Origin of the sequence: Pseudomonas sp. NPDC086251 (assembly GCF_044746405.1) — a bacterium.
In the GTDB taxonomy this organism is placed as follows: Bacteria; Pseudomonadota; Gammaproteobacteria; order Pseudomonadales; family Pseudomonadaceae; genus Aquipseudomonas.
Window position 1 is genome coordinate 84,801 of sequence record NZ_JBIVBY010000024.1, and the last position, 19,166, is coordinate 103,966.

At 61.6% G+C, this 19,166-nt stretch carries 16 protein-coding genes; 8 read left to right on the plus strand and 8 right to left on the minus strand.

The window, feature by feature from the left end; all coding sequences use genetic code 11:
• Positions 1-2: 2 nt before the first annotated feature.
• Positions 3-629 carry an RloB family protein gene (locus tag ACIPL2_RS24960; RefSeq protein WP_401360791.1) on the plus strand — a complete coding sequence of 209 codons (627 nt, stop codon included), beginning with the start codon at positions 3-5 and terminating at the stop codon, positions 627-629.
• Between the two features lie 44 nt (positions 630-673).
• Here the strand turns inward: ACIPL2_RS24960 and ACIPL2_RS24965 are convergent, their stop codons facing one another.
• The 8 genes from ACIPL2_RS24965 to ACIPL2_RS25000 form a co-directional block, all read right to left on the minus strand.
• Positions 674-2,158: an APC family permease gene (locus tag ACIPL2_RS24965; protein ID WP_401360793.1), complete on the minus strand. Its 1,485-nt coding sequence runs from the start codon at positions 2,156-2,158 to the stop codon at positions 674-676.
• A 166-nt stretch (positions 2,159-2,324) separates the two neighbouring features.
• A complete protein-coding gene (locus ACIPL2_RS24970; RefSeq protein ID WP_401360795.1) occupies positions 2,325-3,749 on the minus strand; it encodes a gamma-aminobutyraldehyde dehydrogenase in 1,425 nt (474 codons plus the stop codon).
• 174 nt (positions 3,750-3,923) lie between these two features.
• The gene (locus tag ACIPL2_RS24975) at positions 3,924-4,733 is read right to left on the minus strand and encodes an ABC transporter permease (protein WP_401360797.1); all 810 of its coding nucleotides are present in this window, start codon (positions 4,731-4,733) and stop codon (positions 3,924-3,926) included.
• Entirely contained in the window at positions 4,723-5,670 is a 948-nt protein-coding gene (locus ACIPL2_RS24980; protein ID WP_401360799.1) for an ABC transporter permease, read from the minus strand. Before ACIPL2_RS24980 ends, ACIPL2_RS24975 begins: the two co-directional genes overlap by 11 nt.
• A gap of 1 nt (position 5,671) precedes the next feature.
• Positions 5,672-6,709 carry an ABC transporter ATP-binding protein gene (locus ACIPL2_RS24985; protein ID WP_059407713.1) on the minus strand — a complete coding sequence of 346 codons (1,038 nt, stop codon included), beginning with the start codon at positions 6,707-6,709 and terminating at the stop codon, positions 5,672-5,674.
• Between the two features lie 185 nt (positions 6,710-6,894).
• Positions 6,895-8,046, minus strand: a complete 1,152-nt coding sequence (gene ydcS / locus ACIPL2_RS24990; protein ID WP_059407714.1) for a putative ABC transporter substrate-binding protein YdcS — start codon at positions 8,044-8,046, stop codon at positions 6,895-6,897.
• 82 nt (positions 8,047-8,128) lie between these two features.
• Positions 8,129-9,586 (minus strand): gamma-aminobutyraldehyde dehydrogenase, encoded by a 1,458-nt coding sequence (locus tag ACIPL2_RS24995; RefSeq protein WP_401360836.1) that lies wholly within the window; start codon positions 9,584-9,586, stop codon positions 8,129-8,131.
• A 132-nt stretch (positions 9,587-9,718) separates the two neighbouring features.
• A complete protein-coding gene (locus ACIPL2_RS25000) occupies positions 9,719-10,633 on the minus strand; it encodes a LysR family transcriptional regulator (protein WP_008072897.1) in 915 nt (304 codons plus the stop codon).
• Between the two features lie 184 nt (positions 10,634-10,817).
• Here ACIPL2_RS25000 and ACIPL2_RS25005 point away from each other — a divergent pair, with 184 nt between their 5' ends.
• From ACIPL2_RS25005 to ACIPL2_RS25035, 7 genes are all read left to right on the plus strand, one after another.
• Positions 10,818-11,540 carry a tellurite resistance TerB family protein gene (locus ACIPL2_RS25005; RefSeq protein WP_401360802.1) on the plus strand — a complete coding sequence of 241 codons (723 nt, stop codon included), beginning with the start codon at positions 10,818-10,820 and terminating at the stop codon, positions 11,538-11,540.
• Positions 11,541-11,763: 223 nt separating this feature from the next.
• Complete coding sequence (locus tag ACIPL2_RS25010) at positions 11,764-13,386, plus strand: methyl-accepting chemotaxis protein (RefSeq protein ID WP_401360804.1); 1,623 nt, start codon at positions 11,764-11,766, stop codon at positions 13,384-13,386.
• Positions 13,386-13,922, plus strand: a complete 537-nt coding sequence (locus tag ACIPL2_RS25015) for a chemotaxis protein CheW (protein WP_401360806.1) — start codon at positions 13,386-13,388, stop codon at positions 13,920-13,922. Before ACIPL2_RS25010 ends, ACIPL2_RS25015 begins: the two co-directional genes overlap by 1 nt.
• On the plus strand, positions 13,919-15,184 hold the full coding sequence (locus tag ACIPL2_RS25020) for a CheR family methyltransferase (protein ID WP_401360808.1): 1,266 nt from the start codon (positions 13,919-13,921) through the stop codon (positions 15,182-15,184). Before ACIPL2_RS25015 ends, ACIPL2_RS25020 begins: the two co-directional genes overlap by 4 nt.
• Complete coding sequence (locus ACIPL2_RS25025) at positions 15,181-15,864, plus strand: chemotaxis protein CheW (protein ID WP_401360810.1); 684 nt, start codon at positions 15,181-15,183, stop codon at positions 15,862-15,864. The genes ACIPL2_RS25020 and ACIPL2_RS25025 overlap by 4 nt, the downstream gene beginning before the upstream one ends.
• Complete coding sequence (locus ACIPL2_RS25030) at positions 15,861-18,131, plus strand: hybrid sensor histidine kinase/response regulator (RefSeq protein ID WP_401360812.1); 2,271 nt, start codon at positions 15,861-15,863, stop codon at positions 18,129-18,131. Before ACIPL2_RS25025 ends, ACIPL2_RS25030 begins: the two co-directional genes overlap by 4 nt.
• Positions 18,128-19,138: a chemotaxis response regulator protein-glutamate methylesterase gene (locus ACIPL2_RS25035; RefSeq protein ID WP_401360814.1), complete on the plus strand. Its 1,011-nt coding sequence runs from the start codon at positions 18,128-18,130 to the stop codon at positions 19,136-19,138. The genes ACIPL2_RS25030 and ACIPL2_RS25035 overlap by 4 nt, the downstream gene beginning before the upstream one ends.
• Positions 19,139-19,166: the final 28 nt, after the last annotated feature.

Here is a 19,166-nt window from a genome sequence, read left to right on the forward strand (position 1 = left end):
TCATGGCGCGCTCGATACGGCTGTTTGATCGAAAGGCACCGAGATTCAGGCCTCAACCGAAAGTGTTAATCCTCTGTGAAGACAGCAAGTCAGGAAAACGATATCTGGAGGAAGCTGCCGTTCACTTTCGTGCCAACGCTCAGGTTGAAATTGCTCACTGTGGATTAACGCATCCAAGTGGCATTGTGGAAAAAGCGATCATCCGTCAGAAAAGCTTCGACAAGGTATTTTGTGCATTGGACCGGGATACGCATCTTTGCTTTGAACGGGCAATAAATCTGGCGAGGCCACACCCGAAAATCAAAATCATCGCTTCGTACCCCTGTTTTGAGTTTTGGCTGCTACTGCACTTCGGTTTCAATCGAAAGCCATTTCGAGAGGTCGGGAAGCATTCTCCGGGCGACTTGGTAACCAAGAGCCTAAGAGAAAAACCCAATATGGATAAATATGAGAAGGGTGAAGATACCAACTATTTCGCACAGCTCTTGGGTGAGCCTTTTCAAAAGGCACGCGCTTTAGGACCAAAGATTATCGAGGACGTCGCTGTCAGCGGCGAACCCAACCCCAGTACCGAAATCCACCTGCTGATGGATGAATTCGAAACCCTCTCCAAGCCTCAAGCAATCTAGTATCGCGAGCCCTGCCCGCATCACTGCGAGCAGGGTAACCGCCATTACCGACTAACCTTCCAGGCATCCCCCGCAGGCGCAGTCCCATGGTCATACGGCTTGGCCAGCCACATATAAAGCAACCCCAGCCCAATCACGATCGCCGTACTCAACACCATCGCATAGTTGATGTACCACGCCGCATCCGGCGTGCGTGGCCAGGCCATGTTGATGATCGCGCCGACACCGTAAACCAGTGCGCCTATGTTCACGGCCCAGCCCCAGGCGCCGAGGGTGAATTTGCCGCTGGGTTTCCAGCCTTTCAGGCGTGCATAGAGCGCCGCGAGGACGATCATCTGGAAGGCCAGGTAGATGCCGATCGCCGCGAAGCTGACGATGGTCGCCACCGCGTCCTGCAGGAAGAAGCCTAGGATGATGATCAGCGCCGGCAGGACGCCGGAGACAAACAGTGCAGCGACCGGCACTTGGGTCGTAGGGGAAATCTTTTTCAGCAGTGAGCTGCCGATGACCATTTCATCCCGGGCGTAGGAATACAGCAGACGACTCGCCGCCGCTTGCAGGCTGATGACGCAGGAGATGAAGGAAATCATCACCACGCCCATCACCACTTTCGAACCGACCGGACCGAAGGCATTGTTGAGGATGGTGGTGACCGGGTCTTTGTCGGTGCCGTTGATCACGGCTTGCATGTCGGGCACGGCAAGGATCAGCGCCAGGCACGCGAACATCGCGGCGATGCCGCCGATGTAGATGGTCATACGCATGGCCACCGGGATCTGCTTGCTCGGGTTCGGGGTTTCTTCGGCCACGTCGCCGCAGGCCTCGAAGCCGTAGTAGAGGAACATCCCCGCCAGCGAAGCGGTGAGGAAGGCCGGCAGGTAAGAGCCGTCGATGCTGATGTCGAAGGTGTTGAACAACACGCTGATCGATTGATGACGTTCGAAAATCAGCAGGTAAACGCCGACGATCACGGCGCCGACCAATTCGCAGAGGAAGCCGAACATGGCGATCCGCGCCAGCACTTTGGTGCCGCTGAGGTTGACCAGGGTGGCGAACAGCGTCAGGAACAGCGCAATGATGATGTTGGTGTTGTTGCTGGGTTCAAAGCCCATCATCGCGGCCAGGTACGGGCCGGCACCGACTGCCACAGCGGCGATGGTCACGCACAGGGCGATGGAGTAGATCCAGCCGACCATCCACGCCCAGCGTTTGCCCACCAGGCGGCGGGCCCACGGGTACACACCGCCGGAAATCGGGAACTGCGAGACCACTTCACCGAAGATCAGGCACACCAGCAACTGGCCGCAACCGACCAGCAAATAGGCCCAGAACACCGGTGGCCCACCGGCGGCGAGGCACAGGCCGAAGAGGGTATAAACCCCTACGACCGGCGAGAGGTAAGTGAAGCCCAGGGCGAAGTTTTCCCACAGGCTCATGCTGCGGTTGAAGTTCGAGGTGTAACCCAGCTTGCGTAGTTGCTCGGCATCGCTGTCGGCGACGGCTGTAGAGAGTTCGGGTGATGCACTCATGTGTGTTCGCTCCGGAAAATCGGCAGATTTCGGATGTCCGAAGCCGTGGCGGGGCCTTTAAGGCTCAGCCAGGATCGGTGGTTATTGTTTTGACTTCTTTGGTGTGGAGCCTGGTGGTGCGTACTGCCGGTTTCTGCCTTGAAACCGAGGCTTGCCCGCGAAGCTTTTAATGCTTGAACATCACATGCCGCACGACGGTGTAATCCTCCAATCCATACATGGACATGTCCTTGCCGTAACCGGACAGTTTCTGACCGCCATGGGGCATTTCGCTGACCAGCATGAAGTGCGTATTCACCCACGTGCAGCCGTACTGCAACCGCGCTGAAAGACGATGCGCACGGCCGACGTCCGCGGTCCAGACCGACGACGCCAAGCCATAGTCCGAATCGTTGGCCCAGCCCAGCACCTGGGCTTCATCGGTGAATCGGGTCACCGACACCACCGGCCCGAACACTTCGCGACGGACGATTTCGTCGTCCTGTTGCGCGTCGGCCAGCACCGTCGGCTCGAAGAAGAAACCATTGCCTTCAACAGCCTTGCCACCGGTGATCAAGCGAATGTGCGGCTGCGCCACGGCGCGCTCGACGAACCCGGCGACGCGGTCGCGATGTTGCGCGGTGATCAACGGCCCCAGTTCGGTCGAGGGATCATCCTGCAAACCGTACTTGATGCTGCTGACCGCTGCGCCGAGCTTCTCGACGAATTTTTCGTAGATGCCGGCCTGGGCGTAGATGCGGCAGGCCGCCGTGCAGTCCTGGCCGGCGTTGTAGAAGCCGAAGGTGCGAATGCCTTCCACGGCCGCCTCGATGTCGGCGTCGTCGAAGATGATCACCGGGGCTTTGCCGCCCAGTTCCATGTGCATGCGTTTGACGCTGTCGGCGGTGCTGGAAATGATATTCGAGCCGGTGGCGATCGAGCCGGTCAGCGACACCATGCGCACTTTCGGGTGCGTGACCAGCGGGCTGCCGACCGTAGGACCCCGGCCGAACACCAGGTTGAGCACGCCGGCCGGGAAAATCTCCGACGCCAGTTCGGCCAGGCGCAGGGCGGTCAGCGGGGTTTGTTCCGACGGCTTGAGCACCACGGTATTGCCGGCGGCGAGGGCCGGGGCGATTTTCCAGGCGACCATCATCAGCGGGTAGTTCCACGGCGCGATGGAAGCGATCACGCCGACCGGGTCGCGGCGGATCATCGAGGTGTGCCCGGCCAGGTATTCACCACCGGCCGAACCGCTCATGCACCGGCTGGCACCGGCGAAGAAGCGGAACACGTCGGCAATCGCCGGGATCTCGTCGTTCAGCGCGGCGCTGTAGGGCTTGCCGCAGTTGTCCGATTCCAGTTTGGCCAGCTCTTCACCGTGGGCTTCGATGGCGTCGGCGAGTTTGAGCAGCAACAGCGAGCGTTCTTTCGGCGGGGTCAGCGCCCAGCTGGCGAACGCCGCATCGGCAGCCCGCACGGCGGCATCGACCTGGGCTTCGCTGGCTTCGTTGATTTCCACCAGCACACGGCCGAGGGCCGGGTTGAACACCGGTTGGGCGGGGCCGTCGCCGTCAATCAGTTGGCCGTTGATCAAGAGTTTGGTTTGCATGGCATTGTCCTCATTGCAGCTTTTATTTTTCTGTCGGAACCGGGTCCCTGTAGGAGCGAGGTTTGCCCGCGAAGAGGCCATCACATTCAACATTGATGTTGGCTGACACACCGCCTTCGCGGGCAAGCCTCGCTCCTACAGGAATCGGTTTCGGTAGTGGTAATGAGTTGTCCGTTATTTCCCGCCACTCCCCGCAACGCTTTCGCCGCCACGGGTCAGGTAATAGGCGCCGAGAATCGGCAGCATGGTCACCATCATCACCAGCATTGCGACGACGTTGGTCACCGGCACGTCCCGTGGGCGGCTGAGCTGGTTGAGCAGCCACAGCGGCAGGGTGCGTTCATGGCCGGCGGTGAAGGTGGTGACGATGATTTCGTCGAACGACAGCGCAAACGCGAGCATGCCGCCGGCCAGCAACGCCGAGCCAAGGTTCGGCAGGACGATGTAGCGGAAGGTCTGCCAGCCGTCGGCGCCGAGGTCCATCGAGGCCTCGATCAAACTGTGCGATGTGCGGCGCAAGCGGGCGATGACGTTGTTGTAGACGATCACCACACAGAAGGTCGCGTGACCGACGATGATGGTGAACATCCCCGGCTCGATGCCCAGCGTCTTGAAGGTCGCCAACAGCGCGATCCCGGTGATGATCCCCGGCAACGCAATCGGCAGGATCAGCATCAGCGAAATGCCTTGCTTGCCGAAGAAATTCCGACGGTACAACGCCGCCGACGCCAACGTGCCGAGGACCAGCGCAATCAACGTCGCGACGGCTGCAATCTGCAGCGACAGCTTGATCGCTTCCAGGACGTCGGGCCGCGAGAAGGCCACGCCGATCCACTTCAGGGTGAAACCCTTCGGCGGAAAACTGAACGCCGCGTCTTCGGTGTTGAAGGCGTACAGGAAGATGATCAGGATCGGGAAGTGCAAAAACACCAACCCACCCCAGGCTGCAATGCGAAGGCCGATAGACGCTTTCTCAGAGTGCATCGAAGGCCCCCATTCGTTTGACGATGGACAGGTAAATGGCGATCAGCACGATTGGCACCAACGTGAACGCGGCGGCCATCGGCATGTTGCCGATCGCACCTTGCTGGGCATACACCATGCTGCCGACGAAGTAGCCCGGTGGGCCCACCAGTTGCGGCACGATGAAATCGCCAAGGGTCAGCGAAAACGTGAAGATCGAACCGGCAGCGATGCCCGGAATCGACAGCGGCAACGTCACCTGCATGAAGGTCTGGCGCGGTTTGGCACCGAGGTCCGCCGAGGCTTGCAACAACGAGGGCGGAAGACGTTCCAGCGACGCCTGAATCGGCAGGATCATGAACGGCAGCCAGATGTAGACGAACACCATGAAACGCCCCAGGTGCGAGGTCGACAACGTGCTGCCACCGACACCCGGAATGCCCAGCACGAATTGCAACACCGGCTCCAGCCCTAGGTGCTGAACGAACCACTGCGCCACGCCGCCCTTGGCCAGCAGCAGCGTCCAGGCATAGGCCTTGACGATGTAACTGGCCCACATCGGCATCATCACCGCAATGTAGAAAAACGCCTTGGTCTTGCCGGTGGTGTAGCGCGCCATGTAGTAGGCAATCGGAAACGCGACGATGGCGCTGGCGATCGACACGACCACGGCCATGCTTAAGGTGCGCAGGATGATGTCGAAGTTCGACGGCTGGAACAGCGCGGCGAAGTTCGCCAGCGTCAGGTCCGGCGTGACCGCCATGGTGAAGTCATCGAAGGTGTAGAAGCCTTGCCACAGCAGCACCAGCAGCGAACCTAAGTAGATCGCGCCGAACCACAGCAGCGGCGGCACCAGCAGCAGCGACAGGTAAAAGTTCGGTCGGCGATACAGCAGGTTGGCGAACCTGCGCAGCGGCGAGCCGCCCGCCGGGGTATGAGGCAGAGCCACGCTGGTCATTTCACACCCCGCCGACAATGTTGTCGTGCAGCGGGATCATGGCTTCCCGTGCCCAGCGTGCGCTGATGCGTTGCCCGGTCTGGTGTTGCGCGCTGACGTCCAGCCACTGCACGTTGGCCTGGCTGATGTTCAGGGTCTGGCCGTTTTCCAGTTTCACTTCATAGCGCGTGGCGCTGCCCTGGTACTGAATGTCGTGGAGCAGACCGCTGACTTCGATCTCGTGACTGGCCAGCGGGCCTTCGGCAAAACGCACGTGTTCCGGGCGAATCGAAAACGGCTGTGGATTGCCGCTCAGCTGCTTCGCCAGATCGCCGCGAATCACGTTGGAGGTGCCGACGAATTCGGCGACGAAGGTGGTCGCCGGTTTCATGTAGAGATTGCGCGGCGTGTCGACCTGCTCGATGCGCCCCTTGTTGAACACCGCGACGCGGTCGGACATCGACAGCGCTTCGGTCTGGTCGTGGGTGACGAAGATGAAGGTGATGCCGAGCTGACGTTGCAGCTTTTTCAGCTCGCTCTGCATTTGCTCGCGCAGCTTAAGGTCCAGTGCGCCGAGCGGTTCATCGAGCAGCAATACGCGCGGGCGATTGACCAAGGCGCGGGCGAGGGCCACACGCTGGCGCTGACCACCGGACAGTTGCACCGGTTTGCGCTCGCCGTAGCCGCCGAGGGCAACCATGTCGAGGGCTTCTTCGGCGCGCTTGTTGCGCTCGGCCTTGCCGACGCCTTTGACTTTCAGACCGTAGGCGACGTTGTCGAGGACGTTCATGTGCGGGAACAACGCGTAATCCTGGAACACGGTGTTGACGTCACGCTGGTACGGCGGCAGCCCGGCGGCTTCTTCGCCGTGAATACGGATGGAGCCTGCGCTCGGTTGTTCGAAACCGGCGATCAGGCGCAGGCAGGTGGTTTTGCCCGAGCCGGAAGGGCCCAGCATGGAGAAGAACTCGCCGTCCTGGATGTCGATGGAAACCCGGTCAACGGCTTTGACTTCGCCGAACTGACGGGAAACGTTGGTGAACTGGACTGCAAGCGTCATGGTGCGGTGCTCCAAAAAGGCGAGGGCCGTCGCAGCGGCCCTGCCTGGACTTCTGAAAAAGCGAGGAATCTGTTGTAGGAGCGAGCTTGCTTGCGAAGAACGCCAGGACTATGCGTTCATTCAGGATGCTCGCGTGATCGTTAACGACCATCGCGAGCGAGCTCACTCCTACAGGGCTGGGTTATCTATCGACCGCCCATGATTGCGATGTAATCCTGGGTCCAGCGGCTGTACGGCACGAACTTGCCGCCTTCGGCCTGCGGGGTTTTCCAGAAGGCCAGGTTGGCGAATTGGTCGTAACCATTGGCCGCACACCCTTCGGCGCCGAGCAACTCACTGGCCTTGCAACCTTCAGGCACTGCCGGCAATGCGCCGAACCACGCCGAGACGTCTCCTTGCACTTTCGGTTGCAGCGACCAGTCCATCCACTTGTAAGCACAGTTGGGGTGCTTGGCCTCGACGTGCATCATCGTGGTGTCCACCCAGCCTGTTGCGCCTTCTTTAGGGATAACCGAAGCCACCGGCTGCTTGTCGGCCACCAAGCCGTTGACCATGTAGCCCCAGGTGCTGGACGCCACCACGCCTTCGTTTTTGACGTCACTCATCTGCACGGTCGCGTCATGCCAGTAGCGGTGGATCAACGGCTGTTGCTTGCGCAGCAGGTCCAGCGCCGCTTTGTACTGGGTTTCGTTGAGCTCGTAGGGGTTCTTGATGCCCAGTTCCGGATGGGTCGACTTGAGGTACAGCGCCGCATCGGCGATGTAGATCGGGCCGTCGTACGCCTGGACCCGGCCCTTATTGGACTTGCCGTCTGGCAGGGTCTGCTCTTCGAACACCACGCTCCAGCTGTCCGGCGCTGTCTTGAATACATTGGTGTTGTACATCAGCACGTTCGGACCCCACTGATAGGGCGTGCCGTAGGTTTGTTTATTGACGACGTACCAAGGACCGTCCTTGAGGCGCGGGTCAATGTTCTTCCAGTTTGGAATCAACGACGTGTTGATCGGCTGCACACGCTTGCCGACGATCAACCGCAGCGAGGCATCGCCCGACGCGGTGACCAGGTCGTAACCGCCCTTGGCCATCAGGCTGACCATTTCATCCGAGGTCGCGGCGGTCTTGACGTTGACCTTGCAGCCGGTTTCTTTCTCGAAACCGGTGACCCAGTCGTAGGCCTTGTCGCTTTCGCCACGTTCGATGTAGCCCGGCCAGGCCACGATATCCAGCTGACCTTCGCCGGCGCCGACAGCTTTCAGCGGTTCGGCGGCCTGGATACTGGCACTGGCGAGCAATGCAGTGGTGATTGCACTGAGCAGTGCGGTCTTGTGCACGAACATGGGAATTCCCTCTTCTTTAATTATGGTCGGGGCAGTTGTGAACGTGGTGAAGCATGCCGCTGGCGGCTTGTTATTAGCGTAGTCAGAGATGCTGGCCATGGCGGGCCATGATGTGCCGCACCACGCTGTAGTCCTGAAGCGAATCGCTGGATAAGTCTTTGCCGTAGCCCGAACGCTTCAGGCCGCCGTGGGGCATTTCGCTGACCAGCATGAAATGGCTGTTGATCCAGGTGCAGCCGTACTGCAAGCGCGCCGCGACCTGCATGGCTTTGTCGAGGTTCTGGGTCCAGATCGACGAGGCGAGGCCGTATTCCGAATCGTTGGCCCAGTCCACCGCTTGCTCCAGTCCATCGAAGCGGGTCACGGTGACCACCGGCCCGAACACTTCGCGCTGGACGATCTCATCGCTCTGTTTGCAACCGGCCAGCAAGGTCGGCTGGTAATAGAAGCCGGCGCCGGAATGCACCGCCGCACCGGTCACCCGTTCGATGTGCGGCTGCCCAAGGGCGCGTTCGACGAAACTGGCCACGCGATCGCGCTGGCGGGTGCTGATCAGCGGGCCGATTTCGTTGTCGGCATCGCGTTTGCCAGCAAAACGCAGGCTGCTGACCGCCGCGCCGAGTTCGGCCACCAGGCGGTCGTGAATCCCGGCCTGTGCATAAATCCGGCAGGCGGCGGTGCAATCCTGGCCGGCGTTGTAATAGCCGTAGGTGCGCACGCCTTCGACCACGGCTTGAATGTCCGCGTCGTTGCAGACGATCACCGGGGCTTTGCCGCCGAGCTCGAGGTGCGTGCGTTTCAGGGTTTTCGCCGCGGCCTGGAGGATTTTTTGCCCGGTGACGATATCGCCGGTCAGCGAGACCATGCGCACTTTCGGGTGACTGACCAAGTGGCTGCCGACGCCTTCGCCGCCACCGCAGACGATATTGATCACGCCGCGCGGCAGAATCTCGGCCAGCGCCGGCGCCAGGGCCAGGATCGACAGCGGCGTGTGTTCCGACGGCTTGAACACCAGGGTGTTGCCAGCGGCCAGGGCCGGGGCGATTTTCCACGCGGCCATCATGATTGGGTAGTTCCACGGCGCAATTGATGCCACCACGCCTATCGGATCGCGGCGAACCATGCTGGTGTAACCCGGCAGGTATTCGCCGCTGAGCTGGCCGGTCTGGCAACGCACGGCACCGGCGAAAAAGCGGAAGACGTCGACTGTCGCGCTCAAATCGTCCTGACGGGCCAGGTGCAATGGCTTGCCGCAGTTCAGGGATTCGAGGCGGGCGAGCAGGTCGGCGTTTTTTTCGATGGCGTTGGCGATGTCCAGCAGCAGGTTCGAACGTTGCTGCGGGGTGGTCCGTGACCAACTGGCAAAGGCGCGATGCGCGGCAAGGATCGCCGCTTCAACCTGCTCGGTGCTGGCTTCGGCAATGTGCGTCAACACTTCACCGGTGGCCGGGTTGAGGATGGGTTCGACAAACCCCTGGCCCGCGACCAATTCGCCATCGATCAACAACGCGGTGAACAACGGGGTCTGCGCGCCAGCCATTTTTCGGGTTCTCTTTTCTTGTGTGGCCATGCTGCTCCCTGTGACTGGGGCCCGGCCGTCTTATATAGATACAACAAGACTAGTGCGCGGGTCCGAGGTCGACAAATACTAAATACTGAAGGTGGCATTCGATTAAATAGATGGCTTGCGTCCGCCGTGGGGTTGTTCGCGGGCGACGGTCAGAAAGGGGTCCACCAGCGCCGGGCGCGCGGTGCCTCGGCGCCAGGCCAGGCCGACATCGAGGGTCTGGCTGAGGTCGGCAATCGGCCGGGCTTCGATGATGTCGCCCTCCAATGACCACGGGCGGTAGGTCATGTCGGGCTGGATCGAGACGCCCAAACCTGCTGCCACCAGGCTTCGTACGGCTTCCGTCGAGGCGGTTCTGAGGGTGATGCGCGGTTGCAGCGACGCCGCCGACCACATGCGCTGGGCGTTGCGGTCCATCTCATCGACGTTCAGTTGAATCAACGGCTCGCGGGCCACATCGGCCAGGTTGATGCTGTCGTGTTCGAGCAAAGGATGCTGGGCCGGCAGCCACAGTCGATGCGGCGAATGGGTCAGGACTTCGGTCTGCAAGGCGTGACGGTCTTCGAGGTTGGAGAGGATCAGTACGCCGACATCGATTTCGCCGCTGACCAGCAAATGCTCGATGTACGGCCGCTCGTCTTCCATCACGCGAATTTCGACGTTGGGGTAAGCGCGCTGGAAACGGGTGAGCAAATCCGCCAGGTAGTAACCGGCCACCAGGCTGGTCACGCCGATGATCAACTGCCCGGCCACCTGGTCAGTGCTCTGCTGGAGGCTGCGTTTGGCGTTGTCGACGGTGGCCAGAATCAGGTGCGCCTGGCGCAGGAACTGGTGACCCTGGTGCGTCAGCGTCATGCCCTTGGCGTGACGATTGAACAGGCCGACGCCGATTTCCTGCTCCAGTTGCTGGATCGCCAGGGTTAATGTCGACTGTGAAATGAAGGCGGTTTGTGCAGCAGCGGAGATCGAGCCGGTCTCGGCCACGGCGATGAAGTGTCGGATCTGACGCAAGGTCATCATGGGGAAGTACCCGGTGGGCGGTTTTTATAGATTTGCTCGAGTGTATATCTATTTTTCTGAGGTGCTGGGGCAGCGCACTGACGCAGCGCAACATCTCGAAGCACTCTCGCGCCCGGATCCCGGGCACTTTCGATCTAGGCTGGAGGCCTTAAGGTCGGTTACACCCATTTCGTAGAGGCAACAAATGAACACCCGTGGATTGCTCGATCAACTACTCAAGTCCGGTCAGGACATGTTGCAGAACAAGGCGGGCGGCACGCAGAACAAGACTTCCGGCGGCGGGCTGGGCGGCTTGCTCGGCGGCAGCGCCGGCTCGGGCGGCCTTGGCAGCCTGCTCTCGGGCGCGGGCGGCGGTGCATTGGCGGCCGGCGCCATGGGCCTGTTATTGGGGAGCAAGAAGGGCCGCAGTGTCGGCGGCAAGGTCCTGACCTACGGCGGTCTCGCCGCATTAGGCGTGATTGCCTACAAGGCTTACGGCAACTGGCAGGCCCAGCAAGGCACTGCGCCGAAGGGCGAACCGCAAACGGTCGACCGCGTGCCCGCAGCGCAAGTCGAACAACACAGCCAAGCCATTCTCAAGGCCCTGGTGGCCGCCGCCAAGGCTGACGGTCATGTCGATGAGCGCGAACGTGCGTTGATTGAAGGGGAGTTCACCAAGCTCGACAACGATCAGGAGCTGCAACACTGGCTCCATGCAGAGCTGAACAAGCCGCTTGACCCGACCGATGTAGCCCGCGCCGCCAGCACGCCGGAAATGGCCGCTGAAATGTACATCGCCAGCGTGATGCTGGTAGACGAGGAGAATTTCATGGAGAAATCCTACCTCGATGAACTGGCGCGCCAGCTCAAGCTTGAGCCGGGGTTGAAGGCCGAGCTGGAGAAGCAGGTGCGCCAGGCTTCGGTGTAAGTCTTCAGGGCCTCTTCGCGGGCAAGCCTCGCTCCTACAGGACTTCGCGTGAACCTGTAGGAGCGAGGCTTGCCCGCGAAGACGTCCTCAGCCCCAACACATCCCCAAATGCCTCAACTCCGGCTATTTCTGCCAGAGATGAGAAATGCTGCGCAACCCTTGATAGATGCACCCCCACCCTCGGCTATACTCCGCAGCATTTGAACGGCCCCGAGGACTGACTGTGAAAAACTGGACGTTGCGCCAACGGATCCTGGCGAGCTTTGCGGTAATTATCACCATCATGTTGCTGATGGTCGTCGTCTCGTATTCCCGGTTATTGAAAATCGAGGCCAGCGAAGCCAGCGTTCGTGAAGATGCGTTGCCGGGGCTGTATTACAGCTCGATGGTTCGCAGCGCCTGGTCGGAAAGTTTCCTGCATATCCAGGAAATGCTGGGCCTGAAAGAAGGGCAAGGCATCAGCGCTGAGGATGCCGCCGCGTTCAAAACCTTCGAAGAACACCTGCAAGAGCAGATGAATAACTACCGCAACACCGTCACCACGGATGAAGACAAGGTCGAGTACGCGATCTTTGAAAAGCTCCATGAGAGTTACAGCAAGGTCCTGGGTGCCGTTCTCGACTTGCATAAAGGCAATCAGGAAGCCGAAGCCATCAAGTTGTTCAACGAACAACTGACCCCGGCCTGGACCGCCGGGCGCATGAAACTCAACGATATTATCCGCGAAAACAAAGCGGTGGCCGATCAGGACATCGCGAATATCGATGACGCGGTAGTCACCGCAAAAGCCATCATGGGCATTTCCCTGCTGGTCGCGGTACTGGCCGCCGGCCTCTGCGGCCTGCTATTGATGCGGGCGATCATGGCGCCGATGAATCGCATCGTGCAGATCCTCGAAATCATGCGCACCGGCGACCTCAGCGGCCGCCTGAACCTGGAGCGCAAGGATGAATTCGGCGCCGTGGAAACCGGCTTCAACGACATGATGACCGAGCTGACGTCCCTGGTGTCGCAAGCCCAACGCTCCTCGGTGCAGGTCACCACCTCGGTCACCGAAATCGCCGCCACCTCCAAGCAACAACAGGCGACCGCCACCGAAACCGCCGCCACCACCACTGAAATCGGCGCGACGTCCCGTGAAATCGCCGCCACCTCCCGTGACCTGGTGCGCACCATGACCGAAGTCTCCACCGCTGCCGATCAGGCCTCGGTGGCCGCCGGGTCCGGGCAGCAAGGCCTGGCGCGGATGGAAGAGACCATGCACTCGGTGATGGGCGCGGCGGATCTGGTCAACGCCAAACTGGCGATCCTCAACGAGAAGGCCGGCAACATCAATCAGGTGGTGGTGACCATCGTCAAAGTCGCCGACCAGACCAACCTGCTGTCATTGAACGCGGCGATCGAGGCCGAGAAGGCCGGCGAATACGGTCGCGGGTTTGCCGTGGTCGCTACCGAAGTGCGGCGTCTGGCGGATCAGACCGCTGTCGCCACCTACGACATCGAGCAGATGGTGCGCGAGATTCAGTCGGCGGTGTCGGCCGGGGTCATGGGCATGGACAAGTTCTCCGAAGAAGTGCGCCGTGGCATGTCCGAGGTGCAGCAAGTCGGCGAGCAGCTGTCGCAGATCATCCACCAGGTGCAGGCGCTGGCGCCGCGGGTGTTGATGGTCAACGAAGGCATGCAGGCCCAGGCCACCGGTGCCGAGCAGATCAACCACGCGCTGGTGCAGTTGGGTGATGCGAGCAGCCAGACGGTCGAGTCGTTGCGCCAGGCCAGTTTTGCCATCGACGAACTGAGCCAGGTGGCCGTGGGGCTGCGCAGCGGCGTCTCGCGATTCAAAGTCTGATGAGCGAACTCACGGCCAAACGCACCGCCGTGAAGCCGGCGGCGCAATCGTTGTTCCTGGTGTTCCGCATCGGCAGCGAGCGCTATGCCTTGCAGGCGACCGAGGTGGCGGAAGTACTGCCGCGCCTGCCGTTGAAACCCATCCCGCGTGCGCCGGACTGGGTTGCCGGGGTGTTCGCCTATCGCGGCGCGGTGGTGCCGGTGATCGACCTCAGCGCGCTGACCTTCGGCCAACCGGCCCACGCCCGGACCAGCACGCGATTGGTGCTGGTCAATTACCGCCCGGATCAAACCGCGCCGGCGCAACTGCTCGGGCTGATTCTGGAGCAGGCGACCGACACCTTGCGCTGCAACCCGGCGGACTTCCGACCGTATGGCCTGGATAACCGCCAGGCGCCGTACCTCGGGCCTGTTCGTGAAGACGCTCAGGGTTTGTTGCAATGGGTGCGGGTCGCCGACTTGCTCGACGATCAGGTCCGCGCGTTGCTGTTCCCGTCGCCGCCCATGGACCTGGCGTTGCTTGAGGAGCGGCCATGAGCAGCGACCAGCGGTTTTTCGATTTCCTCAAAGAGCGGATCGGCCTCGATGTGACCTCGGTCGGCCCGGCGATCATCGAGCGTGCGGTGCGCCAGCGCAGCACCGCGTCCAAGGCACTGACGGCCGACGAGTACTGGCATACCCTGCAAGGTTCGCATGACGAGCAACAGGCGCTGATTGAAGCGGTGATCGTTCCTGAAACCTGGTTCTTCCGTTACCCGGAATCCTTCGCCACGCTGGCGAAACTGGCCACCAAACGGTTGGCCGAGATCAACCACATGCGGGCGCTGCGGATTCTCAGCCTGCCGTGTTCCACCGGCGAAGAACCGTATTCCATCGCCATGGCCCTGCTCGATGCGGGGCTCAAGCCGCATCAGTTCAAGGTCGACGGAATGGACGTCAGCCCGCTGTCGGTGGAAAAAGCCCGGCGCGCGCTGTACGGCAAGAATTCGTTTCGTGGCCAGGACATCGACTTTCGCGAGCGGCATTTCACCGCGGAAAGCGACGGCTATCGCCTCAATGGATGCGTGCTTGAACAGGTGCGTTTGCAGGTCGGTAACCTGCTTGATCCGACGTTGCTGGCCAATGAGTCGCCCTACGATTTCGTGTTCTGCCGCAACCTGCTGATCTATTTCGATCAGCCGACCCAACAACAAGTCTTTGAAGTGCTCAAGCGCCTGACCCATGTCGACGGCGTGCTGTTTATCGGTCCGGCCGAGGGCAGTTTGCTCGGGCGTTTTGGCATGCGTTCGATCGGCATTCCGCAGTCTTTTGCCTTCAGCCGCCAGAGCCTGGTGGAGCCTGAACCGTTGCCCGCGTTCGTTCCGACCCCGTTGCCTGTGCGCCAACCGGTGCGCAGTGTGACCCCGCCGCCGGTACGTAGTCGCCCGTTTGCAACGGTTGCACCGCTGCCCGTTACCCCGAAAACCTCGGACGCCGCGACATTGCTGGCTAACATCGCCGCCCTCGCCAACGAAGGCAAAAGTGCCGAAGCCCGTGCCGCGTGCGAAGGCTATTTGCACAGCCACGAACCCGTGGCTCAGGTGTTCTATTGGTTGGGGTTGCTCAGCGATGTGGCCGGTAGCGCGCTTGAAGCCCAGGGGTTTTACCGCAAGGCGTTGTACCTCGAACCGCAACATCCCGACGCGTTGATGCACCTGGCTGCCTTGCTGCAATCCCAGGGCGACACGGTGGGAGCCAGGCGCTTGCAGGCCCGCGCCGCCCGCAGCGAACGCGCCGCTGACAGTGAGCGTAAACGATGAACGCTGCCGACACTTTTCGCCTCACCCATGATGATGCCGAGGCCATCGACGACTGCTGGAACCGCATCGGTATCCACGGCGACAAGTCTTGCCCGCTGCTGATCGAACATATTCACTGCCGCAATTGCGCGGTGTATTCGGCCGCCGCCACGCGTTTGCTCGACCGCTACGCGTTGCAGCAAGAAGATCGCGGGCAAGTGTCCACCGTGGCCGAGAGCGAGGTGAAAACCCGCTCGCTGTTGATGTTCCGTCTCGGCGAAGAATGGCTGGGCCTGGCGACTCGCAGCCTGGTGGAAGTGGCGCCGTTGCAGGCGATTCACTCCTTGCCGCATCAACGCTCCCGGGCCTTGCTTGGTGTGGCGAATGTGCGCGGCGCCTTGGTGGCGTGCCTTTCTTTGGTTGAGTTGCTCGGGCTCGATGGCGTCAGCAGCGTGGCGTCCGGCGCGCGGGTCAAGCCGCGGATGCTGATCATTGCTGCCCATGGTGGCCCGGTGGTGGTGCCGGTGGACGAAGTGGACGGGATTCATGCCATCGACGAACACATCCTCGAGGCCGCCTCGCGGTCGGGCACTCAGGCCAGCGCCAAGTACACCCGTGGCGTGTTGCCGTTCAAAGGTCGCAGCCTGCGGTGGCTGGATGAAGAACAGTTGCTGTCCGCCGTGACCCGGAGCCTCACATGACCCCTGAGCAAATGCGCGACGCCTCTTTGCTGGAGCTGTTCAGCCTGGAAGCCGAGGCTCAGACCCAGGTGTTGAGCGCGGGGCTGCTGGCGCTTGAGCGCGATCCGACCCAGGCCGATCACCTTGAGTCGTGCATGCGCGCGGCGCACTCGCTCAAGGGCGCGGCGCGGATCGTCGGGGTCGATGCCGGGGTCAGCGTGGCCCATGTGATGGAGGATTGCCTGGTCAGTGCCCAGGAAGGGCGCCTGTACCTGCGCCCCGAGCACATAGACGCGTTGTTGCAAGGCACCGACCTGCTGATGCGCATCGCCACGCCGAACAACAATCCCGTGCCAGCGGACATCGAGTCCTACGTGGCCCTGATGGCGCGGTTACTCGATCCCTTGGCGCTGGCCGCGCCCATCAGTACGCCGATAGCGCCCTTCATGTCTGCGCCCGAGCCCGAGGCGCCCGCCCCCTTTGTCGAAGTGCCAACACCGATTGCCGAGCCGACCAAGACCCGGCGCACCACCGAAAACGGTGAGCGCGTGTTGCGGGTCACCGCCGAGCGTTTGAACAGCCTGCTCGACCTGTCGAGTAAATCCCTGGTGGAAACCCTGCGGCTCAAGCCGCACCTGGCTACCATGCAGCGCCTTAAACGCATGCAGAACAACGGCCTGCGGGCGCTGGAAAACCTCAACGTCCACCTCAAGGATCATGCCTTGAGCCTGGAAGCCCAGGAAGCCCTCGAGGACGCCCGCCGGTTGCTGGCGGAATCCCAGCAACTGCTGGTGGAAAAAAACGCCGAGCTGGATGAGTTCGCCTGGCAGGCGAGTCAGCGGGCGCAGGTGTTGTACGACACGGCACTGGCCTGTCGCATGCGGCCGTTTGCCGATGTGTTGACCGGGCAAGTGCGAATGGTCCGCGACCTCGGCCGCAGTCTTGGCAAACAAGTACGGCTGGAGATCGAGGGCGAAAAGACCCAGGTCGATCGCGATGTGCTGGAAAAACTCGAAGCGCCGCTGACGCACCTGCTGCGCAATGCCGTCGACCATGGCATCGAATCCCCGGAGCAACGGCTGTTGGCGGGCAAGCCGGCTGAAGGGCTGATCCGCTTGCGCGCCTCGCATCAGGCGGGGTTGCTGGTGCTGGAACTGAGCGATGATGGCAATGGCGTCGATCTGGAAAAGGTCCGCCGCAGCATCATCGAGCGCCAATTGTCGCCGGCCGAAACCGCCGCGCAGTTGAGCGAAGAAGAGCTGCTGACCTTCCTGTTCCTGCCGGGTTTCAGCCTGCGGGACACGGTCACCGAAGTTTCCGGGCGCGGCGTCGGCCTGGACGCGGTTCAGCACATGGTCCGCCAAGTGCGCGGCGCGGTGGTGCTGGAGCAGACGGCGGGCGAGGGCAGTCGCTTCCATCTCGAAGTGCCGCTGACCCTGTCGGTGGTGCGCAGCCTGGTGGTGGAAGTCGGTGACGAGGCCTATGCCTTTCCACTGGCGCACATCGAGCGCATGTGCGACCTGGCGTCGGCGGACATCGTTCAGGTCGAAGGTCGTCAGCATTTCTGGTATGAAGGCCGGCATGTCGGGCTGGTCGCGGCCAGTCAACTGTTGCAGCGCCCGGCCAGCCAAAACAGCCCGCAAACCCTCAAAGTCGTGGTGATCCGCGAGCGCGAGGTGATCTACGGCGTGGCGGTCGAGCGTTTTATTGGCGAGCGCACGCTGGTGGTATTGCCGCTGGATGAGCGTCTGGGCAAGGTGCAGGACATTTCCGCCGGGGCGTTGCTCGATGACGGCTCGGTGGTGTTGATCGTCGACGTCGAAGACATGCTGCGTTCGGTGGACAAACTGCTCAATACCGGGCGTCTGGAGCGGATTGCCCGCCACAGCAACCAAATCGTGGAAGCCGCGCGCAAGCGGATTCTGGTGGTCGACGATTCCCTCACCGTGCGCGAGTTGCAGCGCAAGCTGTTGCTCAATCGCGGCTACGACGTCGCGGTCGCGGTGGACGGCATGGATGGCTGGAATGCCCTGCGTTCCGAGGATTTTGATCTGCTGATCACCGACATCGACATGCCGCGCATGGACGGCATCGAACTGGTGTCTTTGTTGCGCCGAGACAATCGATTGCAATCGCTACCGGTTATGGTGGTGTCCTACAAGGATCGAGAAGAGGACCGTCGTCGTGGACTGGACGCCGGAGCCGACTATTATCTAGCCAAAGCCAGTTTTCATGACGACGCCCTGCTTGACGCAGTGGTTGAGCTCATCGGAGGAGCGCGGGCATGAAAATCGCAATCGTCAACGACATGCCCATGGCCGTAGAGGCCCTGCGCCGCGCTTTGGCCTTCGAGCCGGCGCACGAGGTGGTCTGGGTCGCCAGCAACGGCGCCGAGGCGGTGAAACGTTGCGCCGAATTCACCCCGGACCTGATCCTGATGGACTTGATCATGCCGGTGATGGACGGCGTCGAAGCGACCCGGCGAATCATGGCCGAGACCCCGTGCGCCATTGTGATCGTTACCGTCGACCGACAGCAGAATGTGCACCGGGTGTTCGAGGCCATGGGCCACGGCGCGCTGGACGTGGTCGATACGCCAGCCTTGGGTGCCGGCAATGCCCAGGAAGCGGCCGCGCCGTTGCTGCGTAAAATCGTCAACATTGGCTGGCTGATCGGTGACCGAGGCAATCGCGAGCGCGCGGCACCGGCGCCGCTGCGCAGTTCGGGTTCACGCCAGCGCCTGGTGGCCATCGGCTCGTCCGCTGGCGGCCCGGCAGCGCTGGAAATATTGCTCAAAGGCCTGCCGCGGGATTTTTCGGCGGCGATCGTGCTGGTGCAACACGTCGATCAGGTGTTCGCCGCGGGCATGGCCGAATGGCTGAGCAGTGCCAGCGGCTTGAATGTTCGCCTGGCTCAGGAAGGCGAGCCACCGCAAAGTGGCACGGTCCTGCTGGCCGGCACCAACCACCATATCCGTTTGTTGAAAAACGGCACGCTGGCCTACACCGCCGAACCGGTCAACGAGATCTATCGGCCGTCTATCGATGTGTTTTTCGAGAGCGTGGCCCATTACTGGAGCGGTGACGCGGTGGGTGTTTTGCTCACTGGCATGGGACGCGATGGCGCGCAGGGGCTTAAACTCATGCGCCAACAAGGTTACCTGACCATCGCTCAGGATCAGAACAGCAGCGCGGTTTACGGAATGCCCAAAGCGGCAGCGGCCATCGACGCTGCCGTCGAAGTTCGACCACTGGACAAGATAGCGCCACGATTGCTGGAGATATTCCCTAAATGAGCAATTTTCACAGCAATCCTGGCCCAAG